This is a genomic window from Shewanella sp. SM95 (genome assembly GCF_025653595.1).
GTDB lineage: Bacteria > Pseudomonadota > Gammaproteobacteria > Enterobacterales > Shewanellaceae > Shewanella > Shewanella oncorhynchi.
In genome coordinates this window covers 138661-152985 of record NZ_JAKKSE010000001.1, presented here as the reverse complement: position 1 = coordinate 152985, position 14325 = coordinate 138661, and the positions used below count along the sequence as shown (strand labels likewise).

12 protein-coding genes are annotated in these 14325 nt (G+C 44.6%); 5 read left to right on the top strand and 7 right to left on the bottom strand.

From position 1 onward, the window contains the following. Nucleotides 1-316: 316 nt before the first annotated feature. On the top strand, nucleotides 317-1618 hold the full coding sequence (locus tag L5M29_RS00670; RefSeq protein WP_028761337.1) for a DEAD/DEAH box helicase: 1302 nt from the start codon (nucleotides 317-319) through the stop codon (nucleotides 1616-1618). A gap of 117 nt (nucleotides 1619-1735) precedes the next feature. Here L5M29_RS00670 and L5M29_RS00665 read toward each other — a convergent pair whose 3' ends face one another. Next, nucleotides 1736-2626, bottom strand: coding sequence for a hypothetical protein (locus tag L5M29_RS00665; protein ID WP_263165670.1), 891 nt, complete (start codon nucleotides 2624-2626; stop codon nucleotides 1736-1738). Then, nucleotides 2599-2994 (bottom strand): ankyrin repeat domain-containing protein, encoded by a 396-nt coding sequence (locus L5M29_RS00660; RefSeq protein ID WP_263165669.1) that lies wholly within the window; start codon nucleotides 2992-2994, stop codon nucleotides 2599-2601. The genes L5M29_RS00665 and L5M29_RS00660 overlap by 28 nt, the downstream gene beginning before the upstream one ends. A 307-nt stretch (nucleotides 2995-3301) precedes the next feature. Between L5M29_RS00660 and L5M29_RS00655 the strand changes: the two genes are divergently transcribed. The 3 genes from L5M29_RS00655 (at nucleotide 3302) to L5M29_RS00645 (ending at nucleotide 5588) form a co-directional block, all read left to right on the top strand. Further along, nucleotides 3302-3955 carry a peroxiredoxin-like family protein gene (locus L5M29_RS00655; protein WP_263165668.1) on the top strand — a complete coding sequence of 218 codons (654 nt, stop codon included), beginning with the start codon at nucleotides 3302-3304 and terminating at the stop codon, nucleotides 3953-3955. Nucleotides 3956-4054: 99 nt separating this feature from the next. Further along, a complete protein-coding gene (locus L5M29_RS00650; RefSeq protein ID WP_131523605.1) occupies nucleotides 4055-4690 on the top strand; it encodes a DUF2913 family protein in 636 nt (211 codons plus the stop codon). A 145-nt stretch (nucleotides 4691-4835) separates the two neighbouring features. Then, on the top strand, nucleotides 4836-5588 hold the full coding sequence (locus tag L5M29_RS00645) for a substrate-binding periplasmic protein (RefSeq protein ID WP_263165667.1): 753 nt from the start codon (nucleotides 4836-4838) through the stop codon (nucleotides 5586-5588). Between the two features lie 80 nt (nucleotides 5589-5668). On the opposite strand, the gene L5M29_RS00640 is transcribed toward L5M29_RS00645, so the two are convergent. The 3 genes from L5M29_RS00640 to L5M29_RS00630 are packed head-to-tail and all read right to left on the bottom strand — an operon-like array spanning nucleotide 5669 to nucleotide 8993. After that, on the bottom strand, nucleotides 5669-6190 hold the full coding sequence (locus tag L5M29_RS00640) for a hypothetical protein (RefSeq protein ID WP_028761343.1): 522 nt from the start codon (nucleotides 6188-6190) through the stop codon (nucleotides 5669-5671). An 18-nt stretch (nucleotides 6191-6208) separates the two neighbouring features. Continuing rightward, nucleotides 6209-8332 carry an aldehyde ferredoxin oxidoreductase gene (locus L5M29_RS00635; protein ID WP_263165665.1) on the bottom strand — a complete coding sequence of 708 codons (2124 nt, stop codon included), beginning with the start codon at nucleotides 8330-8332 and terminating at the stop codon, nucleotides 6209-6211. A gap of 16 nt (nucleotides 8333-8348) precedes the next feature. Continuing rightward, entirely contained in the window at nucleotides 8349-8993 is a 645-nt protein-coding gene (locus tag L5M29_RS00630) for a 4Fe-4S dicluster domain-containing protein (RefSeq protein ID WP_105251824.1), read from the bottom strand. Between the two features lie 355 nt (nucleotides 8994-9348). Here L5M29_RS00630 and L5M29_RS00625 point away from each other — a divergent pair, with 355 nt between their 5' ends. Continuing rightward, nucleotides 9349-11718 (top strand): OmcA/MtrC family decaheme c-type cytochrome, encoded by a 2370-nt coding sequence (locus L5M29_RS00625; RefSeq protein ID WP_263165664.1) that lies wholly within the window; start codon nucleotides 9349-9351, stop codon nucleotides 11716-11718. Between the two features lie 156 nt (nucleotides 11719-11874). On the opposite strand, the gene L5M29_RS00620 is transcribed toward L5M29_RS00625, so the two are convergent. Both L5M29_RS00620 and L5M29_RS00615 read right to left on the bottom strand, forming a co-directional pair. Continuing rightward, the gene (locus tag L5M29_RS00620; RefSeq protein ID WP_028761347.1) at nucleotides 11875-13653 is read right to left on the bottom strand and encodes a flotillin family protein; all 1779 of its coding nucleotides are present in this window, start codon (nucleotides 13651-13653) and stop codon (nucleotides 11875-11877) included. A gap of 36 nt (nucleotides 13654-13689) precedes the next feature. Continuing rightward, nucleotides 13690-14325, bottom strand: a complete 636-nt coding sequence (locus L5M29_RS00615) for a YqiJ family protein (RefSeq protein ID WP_028761348.1) — start codon at nucleotides 14323-14325, stop codon at nucleotides 13690-13692.

The following is a 14325-nucleotide window of genomic DNA, read 5'->3' as shown; positions in this document are numbered from 1 at the left end:
CTCTAATATAGCGAGCTTTAATCCTTATTGTTGAGTCCATATTTTACTCAACCCTTGTATAGATCAATAAGACCTAGCCCACCTGAACCAGTACCAAGCCTTTTATCCCCTCCTGATGAAATGATGCAGATAAAATGCCAAAACACTAAAAAGTACAGGTTTTAACCGAAATTTTTGCTATACTCCGCGCCCGCCATTTTTCTTATAAAATCTGTGTGGAAGAATGAGCCAGCCGATACACCTCTCTCCTTTAGACAAGTGATAAAGAGGCTAGCGGCGCTTGAATGTTTGAATAAGTGAACGATAGGAATCCAAAATGAGATTTGAATCTTTTAGTTTTTCCCCCGAGATTTTGCGCGCTATCTCAGATTGCGGTTATCAACAAATGACGCCTATTCAGCAGCAAGCGATACCTGCTATCCGCCGCGGCCAAGATGTCTTAGCCAGTGCCCAAACCGGTACGGGTAAAACCGCCGCTTTCGCGCTGCCGATCCTGCAAAAGATGGTTGAAAAGCCAAGCGAAACGCTAAAATCGAATGCCCGCGTATTAATCCTTACGCCAACCCGTGAGCTTGCCGCTCAAGTGGCTGACAACGTTACGGCTTACTGCAAATACTTAAACTTCAGCGTCTTAACCATTTACGGCGGCGTAAAGATTGAGACTCAAGCGCAAAAGCTGAAACGCGGCGCCGATGTGATTGTTGCCACCCCAGGTCGCTTACTTGAGCACCTTACCGCCTGTAACTTAAGCCTGTCGAACGTCGACTTTTTAGTGCTAGACGAAGCCGATCGCATGCTCGACATGGGCTTTAGCGCCGATATCCAAAAAATCCTTCAAGCGGTAAATAAGAAACGTCAAAACTTGTTATTCTCGGCCACTTTCTCAAGTGCGGTGAAAAAACTTGCCAACGACATGATGGTTAAACCGCAAGTGATCAGCGTTGATAAACAAAACACTACAGCCGACACCGTTAGCCAAGTAGTTTATCCGGTTGAACAACGCCGTAAACGCGAACTGCTTTCTGAGCTTATCGGCAAGAAAAACTGGCAACAGGTATTGGTATTTACTGCGACCCGTGAAGCCGCCGATACACTAGTCAAAGAATTAAACTTAGATGGTATCCCATCTGAAGTGGTCCACGGTGAAAAAGGCCAAGGCAGTCGTCGCCGCGCCCTGCGTGAGTTTGTGGCGGGTGATGTTCGGGTGCTGGTTGCCACCGAAGTCGCCGCCCGTGGTCTGGATATTCCAAGCCTTGAATACGTAGTCAACTATGACTTACCTTTCCTCGCAGAAGATTATGTACACCGTATCGGTCGTACAGGCCGTGCGGGTAAAACTGGCGTAGCCATTTCATTTGTGAGCCGCGAAGAAGAGCGCACGTTAGCCGATATCGAAAAATTGATTGGCCAACAGATTCGCCGCGTCACTGTGCCAGGTTATGAAGTTGGCAGCCGCGAATTGCTATTAAAGCAATTGCAAACCCGCCGCAGTTTTGCCAAAAAGCAACAAAGAACCGACAACGTCGGCGCTCAAGTTGCTGCTGAGAAAAACATGCAGGGCCGCCGCGTAAAAATGAAGGTTGGTCAAGCACCGAGCAAGGCCAAAAAACTTAAGTAATTATCCGTTGATTGATATTATCAGTGTTTGTCAATATTGATAAAACAGCGATTTTAAAGCGTCCATAACCGGACGCTTTTTTATACTCACTCAATAATAACCTTGGTAACCTTTATCTCACCGTATTATGTTACCCAATAACGCTTGAAGCATTGTTTCATTTATACAATTTTCGCCTCGCCACCCCGCGAGAGGAAGCATAATATCCGATCGAGTACTTCCAGGGTATTTCACACTACAGATATCGGTAAAATGGGTGAATCCATCATATAAAGGTTTTACATACGGATTTGGCATAATTCCCAATTCAGCCAATACCATTAATTGTCCGCGAAAACTATATTTCTCATAGTTAGGAATAATTTTAGCTTTCTTGATGCGCTGTTCTAATTTTCCAGGAGTTTCATCTTGAGGAGCTTGACGGATCATATCGATTAACGATATCAATATACTGATATCCTCTGACGTCGGAGTACAAGGTGAAATGGCAGTAAACTCCTCTAATTCAACGAGATTACCACACCACCTTTCATTCCATACACTCCCAGCATAGCAACTGAATATTTTATGCCCTTTTTCTATCCAAACATTTCTTCTTATTGAGCAAACGGGGCAAACATCCCCTTCGCTGACTATTTTATGTTCGGGAACCGCTTGAGCGAACAAATAACTTAATATGGGTTGTCTTCCTCTTGGAAAACTTGAAAAGCCACATATATATGCCGAAATCAAATTCTCAATCGATAAGTGAGGATGCTCAAGCAACGTTTTATAAGCGTTAATACATTCATCATGACTATATTTGATTATCTGATTGACAGGATAACCACTTTTTTCAAGTGTTAGTATTTCTGCATTAGATAAACCGTCATTAGAATAGTGTGTAGTCCCAGACTCACAATCAAACTGGTCCCCATTATCTATTCTTTGCATATATCCATTTTCGTCTTTGATATAAGACTTTTTAAAATAGATTTTCTTTAATATTTTAAATAATCCCTTATCCATTTACAGCTCCCGTGATTGAATATTGAAGTACAATACAATTTATCGATGACCACGTTAAACGCCACCAAATACTTCACTATTTTTTGACTCGTGGCGGTATAACTACCCATATGAAACTCGCCATGCCAATGGGCCAGTTCAACAGGAAGGTGACCTAAGTTATTGGCATGATGGACATCGGCCCCAGCTTCAACCAGTAACATGAGAATATCGAGTAATTGCAGTTGGCAGCAATGCAATAAAGCCGTCATATTTTGTGAGTCGATATATTCGACATCAACACCCTGTTTGATCAACTGTTTTACGGTAATGATATCGTGTTTTACCACTGCATCAATTAAGGCTTGCCCCATCAGCTTGTCGTTCACTCGTTTTAACCACTCCAACACTACGCTGTAATCGCGATAAAATCCAAATGGTTACCGTTATAAATACCTCACCAACCAACCCCATCAGTATCACATTGGTGCAATCATCTGCATTGGCTTGTAAGAATGTTCGGCAATTGCCGCTCTTTTAATGCTCGTACCCGTTTAGTGCTAACTCGAACCACTCTTAAGCAAGTTAGACATAACAAATATAGATTTACGCAATATCTCTTTTTCTAAAACGAGGGAAATATTAACAACAACGACTTAAAAAACGAAGAAAACAAAACCAAATTAAGGACTTTATATGCAAACCGCTTCGATGTTACACAGGTTTTACTGCACAACCATCTTACTACTAACAAGTCTAACGGCTATTGCGCAACCCATTGCTAAGGATGAGTTTTCCATCAGTCCGCTACTTAATGGTCAGCAAATCCCTAAGGTAAACTTGCAAGATATCAATGACAAAACGGTCGATTTAGCAGAATTAACCCAGAAAAAACCAACCATTTTCTTCTTTTACCGTGGTGGCTGGTGCCCATTTTGTAACAATCAAATGGGGCAACTAAAAGCGATTGAGCCTGAGTTATTAAAAATGGGCTTTCAGTTAGTGGGAATTTCACCCGATACGCCAGCTCAACTTAAGGCTTCGGCGGCAAAAAATGAACTTAAATATCTGCTGCTTTCCGATGAAAAAATGCTGGCATCCCAAGCCTTTGGTTTAGCTTTTTACACTAGCGAAAAGGTGACTGAAACCTATACCGCACGCCTTAAGCTCGAGAATCCTTTATGGATCACCCCTGAAGGTGCCAAACGTTTAGTCTTACCTGTACCCGCTATTTATATCAGCGACGACAAGGGATTGATTCATTTTCAATATATCAACCCAAACTACAAAGTAAGGCCCGCGCCAAAGCTGATTTTAACCGCCGCGAGTTTGGTGGGATCGCAAGAATAAATATCGGTTTAACGACCGCTTTGCTAAACTAGCTCCGCCGCAATCAATATCGTCCAAGTTCAAATAGATAACATCACTTCAGCCCGCGGCGGAGTCATAATGAATTCTCAAACCTATAACCAAGCTGTGCTCGAACTCGCCCTTGCGGGTCTTGCCGATTTAACCGCTTCAGCACAGACCAAGAAAGCCCAGCGCACCTCTGCGCAGGAAAGTCATTTTTTGTGTAATTGGATGGTCGAGTCCTTAAAGGAAAAACGCTTTTCTAAATTGGTAGCCGACGATCTCACGGCTTGGATACGTTTGGCTCGCAGCCAAGGTGCGGGCGCCGAACTCAAGCGTTTACTAGAAAGGATAGTGTATCAATATCAATCTGTTGAGACATCTGAGCCCGCTTTAGGCACGGCATTAAATGCCATGATTGAGACCTTAAAACAAGCCGATTGGTTAGTCTTTACTGACACTGAAATCAGTGCCAAGCTGAAACTCGATGGTGATGGTCAATCTAGCTTAGTGATTGATGCCAAAGAATTTAATCAACATATTAAAGACAATCAGCTGATCAAGCCAATCAACTTATATGTCCGCGCCGATGAACAGACACTAACGCGTATCGCCCTGTCCCATGGGTTATTACTGAGCCAAGGCAATAAGAAAACCAGCTTGATTAAGCACCATAAAACCTATCAAATTTTCCCTAAAAATCAGCAACCCGCCCTGTGTCAGCTATTGGCTTAAGGTGTAATAGCGAAAAGCAGAAAATAGCTTGAATATGGCGGATGTGACTGATTGTGATCCAATAAACAATTCATTCACACAGTTTAGATAGAATGACCATCGGATAGGTCTTGGCTAAAGCAGAGATAACAAGGATAAAAGCAATATGGTTAAGCGATGTTTGCAGTATAAACACTTAGTTCGATTTGCCTTGTTCACCCTTTGCTTGACTCAACAGCACGCCTTTGCGGAACAGCTCAAATACAATATCACTGGCTCCTATTCTTGGTATCCGTATTTTATCGGTGATCAAGCCGAGGCGCCGGGGATGATCACTGAGCTTATTCCGATGATTTTATCTATGGCTGAAATCAAAGGTGAAATCCTCGCCCTGCCGCCAAAGCGCACCAATAATGCGCTAGAAACTGGTCAACTCGACTTTGATATCGTCAGCCCTAGTTGGTTTGAAAAGCAGGATTTAGGGCCGCTGTTTGTCAAATCGGCCCCCATAATGCAAATCACTGAATATGTGGTCACATTGCCAGAGAATGTCAGTAAATATAAAGATATCAGCCAGATAAAAGGCCAAGAAATAGGTACAGTGCGCGGTTATTTATATCATGACGATAAAAATTTTATCCGTGCTGACTTTACCTCAGAGCAGGAACTGATCAAAGCCTTAGATAAACACAGAGTCAATGCCGTTATTGCTGGTAATTACCCAGCCTTGTATTGGTCGACTCAGTTGCGGATCCCTGTCGCACTGGCGGCAGTGCATTCTGATGGTGACTTAGTGTTTAGGTTGCGAAAAGAACATGCCGATTTGCTTCCTGCCATCAATCAAGCCATAGCGACACTGAAGGCCAATGGTAAAATTGACGAAATCATCAAAAAGTACACTCAAACGCTGGCAAGCTAATTTCACGCTAGCTATATGAGATATTTGCAATAAAAAAGCGCCCGAAGGCGCTTAATCAATATCAATAAGGTAGCAGAATCTCAGTTTGACCATTCACAAGGATCATAATTAGCGAGGACGGCCGCATAGCTGTGACTCAACCCCAGAGTAGAGTAGTAATAACCTTTCCCCTGATTGTCCACTGCATAATGGATATCCTCGGCCCCTAGCTGTTGTGGTAATTGCTCACGCACATTGGCTAATGTAGGCTCATCATAAAGATAGGGGGCAAACGTCAGTACACTCTCCAGATAGACCTCAGTATGGCGGCAACTATTGCGACGGATCTGGGCAATAATCGCCTCAAACGCTTCACCCCGCTCCAATGCTAACCATTGCTCAGCGTAACGTTCAACTATGCTTCTGTCGGAATAGAAGAAATACCGCTTATCCGACAAACGCATCTGCACATCCTTGTAAGCCTCATTGAGGATCAGGCGAATATAACTGTTAACCGTTTGCTCACTATCCCACTCGAGCCCTGCCACGGCGGCGATTTGCTCCGCCGTGACTAAGCGTCCGTGTTGGCTAAATACCCTGATATAACCGACAAGTTCAATCATAGTGTCCAACTATAGTGTTCAACTGGGTAACAGGCCTCGCGCCGCCAATCTATCGGCAACAAAACCTAGGCTAAACTTGTCGAGCGTGGCCCGAGTTGGCGCACCGGTTTGAATATCCCAACCAAAGGCTTCATAGAACATGTCCAGCGCCGTTTGCATGTCAGCGCGGTCCATCTTGATGGTGCCCTCTTGACCGAAGTTTTTATCTGGATTCAAATCATAAACCCAGTCACTGAGCACATCATGCTCTTCGCGCATATTGCTTTCATTCATTTGCAATACGGTTAAGGCACGGTGTAAATGCAGCACTCTTTCCGCCTTAAAGTCCAATTCCGTTTCTGTGGTTTCAATCCCAGTCACTAAACTGAACATCTGCGATTCAATGGTGCTATCGCCTTCATAGTTGCGATTTTTATCCGGTGATGCCAGCAGTGGGAACATCCAATTACACAGTGTCAGAGAGTCATGTAATACGTTTTTCACCAGCGACCATTTTGCAAAACGGATCTTAGCCACATTGATTGGGGTATACCAATTCACCTTATCGAATGCACCTTCACCCCATTTTTTCTCGGCAATCGCCACTGTCATATCGTGTGGCAAACCACTGTTAACTATGTTGATGTGGGAATGGCACTGAGCATCACGGTTAAAGACGACGTTGATTAACGTACCCACCTGACCCGCGGTTTCACTAGCATGGTGCACGGCAGCATTAGTTTTCTTGTTGAATACCTTAGTGGCACTTTCTTTGTGAATATCCCAATTACCTAACTTGGGATTGGTTCCATCTAAACCCCAGCGCTTGATCAAATCATATAAGCCGTCGGCCATATGGGAAATTTCACCTTCTTTAAACGCCACTCGGTGATAAAAATCAAGTAAGAAAGCGGGATCTTGGTTATCCCAGAGCGCCCAAGGAATACTATTAAATTCATCTTCAGGTAATAAATGCTTAAACATATCCTTTGTTTTTAGGAATTTAAATAGATGAGAAATGGAGCCATAGTTACACCAAATACCATAGTCATCGAGAATATGAGCCCCTAAAGCGCCCGCCATCGCATGTGCTTCTGTACCATTTTTGGTGCCCATTAAATACTGTGGTACGAGGAATCCCATACAGACGTTAGATATATGTTCGGTTTTACGACCGTATTTGCTTTTCAATTCAGGGACTTTTAGCTCGCAGAAGCAACGTATTGGGCATGAATGACAGCCTCCCGTACGCTTCATCCACTTATTGGCATATTCCACACCTATGTAGCTTTCTGCCATCGAAGTTCGAAACCCAATACGATTGCGTTCATTCCATGGCACTTCGCCTAAATCGATTTCTTGATCGGCAGCGCCCCACTTCAAACCGGGCCGAGATTTCCAGCGGCTGATGGGTGCTGAGTACTCAGCCCAAGATTGCGGCGTTGAAGGAACGACACCATTATTGTTGGCACCGATAATACCTAAAATATGGTCATCTAAGGCACGCATCTTTTCATTATTGGCGGCGATTTTAACGGCACCAGTGCCGATAATGCCGATCCCTTTACAATTTTTGGACCCCATTACCGAGCCATGACCACCTGCTGAATGCCCGCCCTGAGTCATAATGACAGAAAGAGGCACTTGGTTTTCACCCGCTTGGCCAATCGCAGCGACTTGTGCATTGGGTCCCATCATTTGCGCGATCATAGCGTGGGTATCAAATATACCTTTACCCCATAGGGCGTCAGCAGGTTCAATCGTGACCTTATCATCCACAATTTTAAGCCACACAGGACTGCTCGCTTTCCCCTCTATTGCTATCGCATCGAAACCCGCAAATTTCATTGCGGGTGAAAAATGCCCACCAAAATGACCATCGGCAATCAGATGTTTTTCAATTACGGGACTACGGGAAGTAATGGTTGTTCGTCCAGTACAAATAACGCCTGAACCCGTTAATGGCCCGGCAGAAAAGACAATAATATTATCTGGGTCGATTGCTGTAATATTATCCTTATGATCATCCCACAATATTTTATAACCAATACCCATACCACCGATATAATCATAATATTTATTGATTGGCTCATACCATATATGATTAGTTGTTAAATTAACTCTGAGGACTTTACCCGCCCAACCACCTATTTTATCACTCATATTATTTCTCCTGAATTTAAGAAACTAAGCCGGTATATTTTTCGTATTGTTCTAATGCAGCTTCAGCCTCTTCCCAGTTATAAAATTTAATTGCACCTGTAGGACAAACTTGCGCGCAGGCAGGTTTACCGTTACATAAATCACATTTGACGGCTTTCATTTTACTGCGAACAACTTTAATGACTTGCTGAGGACACTTATCTGCACAATAACCACATCCGACACAACGTTCTTCATCAATCACTTTGGCGCCAGTTTGTTCGTTCGTTGAAATAGCTTGCTGTGGACAAACTTCAGTGCAGACTTCGCAGTGGCGACAAGTGGAAGGAACAACGGTTTTATCGCCGCATTCTCCTCGTTGTATTTCATAGTCAAATTGCACACCATGTGGGCCATAGTTCATATTTCTTTCTACTTTGACGCGGGCAAGTGTCGGACTGCTATCCCCTTCATGGTTCCAACCACAGGCAATTTCACAGCGTCTGCAGCTAACACAAACCGTAGGGTTCACCACCATGAGTCCACCAGGCATGACTTCTACTATCTCTTGGCTATTACTGTCACTGCCACAACCGGTCAGAAAACTTATTAATGTTCCGCTATAAACTGTACCGACAGCAACGCCCATACCGCCTTTAAGCATTCCTCTTCTGGTAATCATATTTGATCCTTTATTAGTCAAAGCAATATAATTAAAATATGCATACACTTTGATTCCCGACAATTTATGCTAAAGTAATTATGTCTTTGATTTTTAACCTGCGTCACAATTACCCATATTGGGGCATTATTAGATCAAGTTACACGACATGCATCAGAGTAACGTTTTCAAGAATTAACAATTCAACATCTAGAAAATTTAAATAATGCCTCACTTCAAATTACCTTGATATAATTAACAAATAACTTTTAAATTTGGTTAATTAAGTGCAACTCAACTCATAACTAAGTTAATATCTATACCGCATACATTCCGATTAGAGTCCCGACAGAATCTAATTAAAAAGGAATGGAAAATGATGAAAACGAATACCCGTTCTCAATGGAAAATCTTTACGCCAATGGCAGTCGCAGTCTGTCTGATGACAGCCTGTTCCGATGGTGACGATGGGAAAGAAGGTCCACCAGGGATTGTGAGTATCAGCATTGAACAAGCGGATACACTCAAAGCGACAATAGAAAATGTGGTTATCGATGCACAAACTCATGTGCAGGTCGATTTCTTCCTCAGCAATGCCAATGGTATTGCGGTCACAGGGCTAGAAAACCTGAAGGAGCTAGATACCTTAGGTGTCGGTATTGCCAAATTAGCACCGCCGCAGGAGCACTATCAAATCACCCAAGCCGCGGCGAATGCTATGGCAACAACTGGCACAGAAGTCACTAACTCTGCAGCAAGCGCGACAGATGCTGCGTTGCAATGGACCAGTTACATCAATAATCAAGTAGAACCTGCAACAAATGCCCAAGCGAATGCACAGACTCAGTGGCAAGCAGGCATTGAAAGCAACTGTAAAACGGCGTGTCTAACCTCCTTAGGCGCGGGCCAATACCGTTACACTTTGAGTAAACCACTCACGGGTTACTCACAATTTACGGGGATAGATACCCAGTACTCGCCTGAGCTCACCCACAGAATTTACCTAGAGTTAAAACCGTTCGCAAATAGCCCAATCGACACTCAGTTGATCAACAGCGTGTACGATTTTGTGCCCGCCACAGGACAGACAGTCGCGGCGGATATGGGCCGTAAAGTGATCGCGCCAGAACAAGCCTGTTTTCGATGCCATAACCCAGACTTAGCCAATACCGACACTCGCCTTTTGATGCACGGCAATAAACGTTTTGCCTTTGAGGGCTGCGTTGTCTGTCACACGACTTACTCTGGCGATCCTGAAACGGGTAATAGCCTTGATATGGCGACATTGACACACCAGATCCACCAAGCCAAATATCAAATTGTAGGTTACAAGGGACAGCTATATGACTACGCCAATGTGACCTTTCCCGGTGATATGGCCCAATGTCAGCAATGCCATATACCCGGCGCAACGGCGCAAAGTGGCAATAGTAATATCCCCAGTAAAACCGCGTGTCTTGACTGTCACAAAGCGCAAATCCCCGCAGATTGGAATGGTACTGTAGCGGGTTTATTCCACAACAGGGAAATTTTTGCCACCCCATGGGCACTGGGTTGTAGCGGCTGCCACCCTGATAGCACTAATCCTGAAGGTGTCGGGCTTTTCCACAATGCCGCTGTGAAAACAGCCACTAAGCTGGTGAGCGATTACCAAGTTAAGTTACTGAGTTCGCAGCTAAGCGTTGAAGCTAAGACCCTTGCGGTGACATTGCAAGTGCAGCAAATGGAGCAACTGCCCGCCAGTCAACCTATGATAAAATCCTTCTGGTTGATTGCCACAGGTGAAACAAATAGCGCGAACATGCCAATCAATAACGGCCAGCGTAAAGTGTGGGATTTATTAGCAAACAGGAGCGACGTCGCCTTAAAAATTACCGCGCCCAATCAGCTAACAGTCACTATATCTAACCTGTCGGCTGCCGATTTTGGCGATCTGAGTCAGTCAAAACTCTACAGTAAACTGGTGCTCTGTGCCGATAAAAATACCGGCTTTGCCGTTAACTGTAATATCGCAAATCAAGAGGTGAGTCTCAGTGCCATTAATTCGCTAAGCCTGCAAGGTCAAGCTGTTACTGCAAAAGCTAAGGTCGATGAACAGGCCTGTCGCCAATGTCATGATCAAGGATTAGAAGATAGAGTTCTGTCGACGCATCAAATGAAAGGAATTTTTGAACCCAATAGCAGCTGTGGCACCTGTCATGCACCGCAAACAGCAACCGCACTGACCGATGGGCAATGTCAAAGTTGCCACAGTAATGATGCGATTATGTATCTCAATGCCAATGTGATGCATACTCCTGGGGCCAGCCAAATCAAGCCCTATCGCACCATCAACAATACTTTGAGCTACAGGGAAATGGTGCATTCACTGCATGCGGGAACCCGCACTGTAGTGGGTTTTGATAACCCACGTCCCGAACTCACTTACCCTAATGCAAAAAATAACTGTAGTGTTTGCCATAACGCAGGACAGCTCCGTCTCGAGGGGCTAAGTGCACAGCAATCCCTGTTAGTTGCCACACCCGATGCAGCCAACATAGGGCAAATTGCCGAGTACTCACCAACCTTAGCAACCTGCACGGCTTGTCACACGCTTATCGATAGTTTAGTCGTCCATGCACGCAGCTTTGGCGGAGTTTACCAAAGCGATGCCAGCGGTGGTCGAATTTACCAATCAGGACAGGAGTCATGCGCAACCTGTCATGCCGAAGGTCGCTCATCGGGGGTCTACAAGGTACACAAATAAGCCGTTAGATTTGATTTAATGCAAAAAAAACCGCTCACCATAATGGTGAGCGGTTTTATTTCATTCGTCCTATTTATCAATCTTTTGTCCGCACAAGGCTCAAAAGAGCAACGGCGAGCGCTTTACTTGATTTGACTTAGTTTAATGTCGTTGAGATTAAGGTTTGAGCACACTTTGGCTCTCTACTACCTGCGTTTGGCTATAGTCCTTAGGTCTAGAGTTCGACAAGGTCACACCACTTAAGGCTTCGGCGGTTAAGGTGTTATTACCGTTCAATAAATCATTCAAGGTTCCAGAGTCACCATTCACTAATCCTAACTCCCTGAGCATGGCATCGATAACAGGCGCATTGGCGCGATAGTTTAACGCTGCACTGGTCACTTGCTCTGCGATACCACCTTGATGGTGAGCACCTTCGCCACCCGCAGCAAATTGATGACCTGCACCATAACCTTGAAGAATCTTAATACCTTCGATGTTTTCTAACGGCTTAACGGCTTGGGCCACAATTTCAGGCAAGGCCTTCAAAATGGCGAGGGATTTTTGCAGGGCAATCTGCTCATCACTTAAAACGTTTTCTGCTTCGTAAAGCGCTTGTTTACCCGCAGCTTCAACGGCATACACTTTTTCATCCGCTTCGGCCTGCAGTTTTTTCGCATCGGCACTGGCGCGCGCTTCAATCAGAATGGCACTCGATCTGTCTTCAGCTGCACGTTTCTCAGCTTCGGCCTGCACTGTTACGCCGACTGCATCACGCTCAGCTTCCTTACGGGCATCAATCACTTCAATCTCTTTGCGGCGATTAGCTTCTGCCACTTGGCGCGCTGTGATTACCGCTTCTTCTTTTTCAACTTTCAGTTTTTCGGCTTCAGCTGCACGGGCACGAGCTGCTGATTCTTCTTCAGATTTGGCCGCAACCGCAATGCGTTTTTCCTGCTCAGAAACTTCGATATCCCTTTGCTGTTGAATGCGCGATTGCTCAATCGACTTATACTTTTCAATCTCACGGGTTTCGATATCTTTGGTCTTTTCGATTTCAGCGGTTTCGATGGCGCGCTCTTTGGCAATCTCGGCTTCGCGTTCTTCACGGGCCTTATTTTCTTTCTGCTTAATAATCTCCGCTTTTTGATCGGCGCGTTTAAATTCTAACGACTGTTGCTGGATCAGGCGCGCTTCTTCTTCCGACTTTTCAATCTCTAAGGATTCCTTTTCAGCTTCGAGGTTACGCTGCTCGATCTTAATGCGGTTTTCCTGCTGAATATCGTTAGTTTCTTTGCGTTTCTCTTCGATAATCTTCGCCAGACGCGCACGACCTTCGGCGTCAAATGCGTTGTTTTCATTAAAAAACTGCAAATCAGTTTGATCGAAACCCGTTAATGAAACAGATTCGAGTTCGAGACCGTTTTTCTCCAGATCGTTGGCGACGTTATTTTGCACCCGTTGCACAAAATCGGCACGCTGCTCATGCATTTCTGTCATGGTCATTTCGGCGGCCACGGCACGCAGCACGTCGACAAACTTAGATTCCATCAGCTTTTTAAGCTCTTCAACGCGGTTTGTACGCGTGCCTAAGGTTTGTGCTGCCATTGAAATACCATCGGAATGTGGGGCTACACGCAAGTAGAAATCGGCCTTCACATCGACACGCATTCTGTCTTTAGTGATCAGCGCATCTTTCTGGGTTTTCTCCACTTCGATACGCAAAGTGTTCATGTTTACCGAGATGGTTTCATGTAATACAGGCAACACAATAGCGCCGCCATCTTTAATGATTTTCTCACCACCAAAGCCGGTACGCACAAAGGCCATTTCTTTGGTTGCACGTTTATATAACTTAGCGAAAATTAACCCGATCACAATCAGGCCGAGTAGCACCATACCCGCAACGAGCAAAATAAAACTACCGGATGAACCTACGTTTGTTAACACATCCATTTGATTTCCTTTCAATTGATTTATGGCTTGGGAAGATTAATTATCAAAACGCGTAGCAGACCAGACTCGGCCTTCTCGCTTAAGCAGCACGACTTGAGTGCCTGAGGCAAACTCGATATCCGAAGTTTCGGGCTCGACTAAAACGTAATGTTTTTGTTGATGTTTATCGCGAACGACAGCTTCAGAGGGCATGCCTTTAATTGCGCAACCTAAGGTGATAGTGCCGACATAGCCGCTAAGATCATCTAGCGAGATCGCACTCGATTCATTTTTAGGCAAATGATCAGCAAGTACTCGGCCAAAATAACGGCAAGAAAATGCACTAGCGACAATAGCAATGGGTAAAGTGAACAGTTGCGGCAGTAAAAAACCGGCAAGACTAACACTGATAAAATTGACGATATAACCCGCAATCGCAAAACTGGTCAGCGCAAGCACAAACCAAATAAGTAATGGGAGTCTATTTAGACACAGCCAACCGGCAATGCCCGTGAGTCCACCCGCGCCCACATCAGCATCATATTCCACATCAGCAGGCACCCATTGGTCTAACGCACTTAACATGCTTAAACCTATGAATAATGCGAAGACTTCAAACACACCAAGGGCCAGAACACAGGCAAAAGCTATGGTGTAAGGTAAATTAGGCTGTTCAACTAAAAACGCCCACAT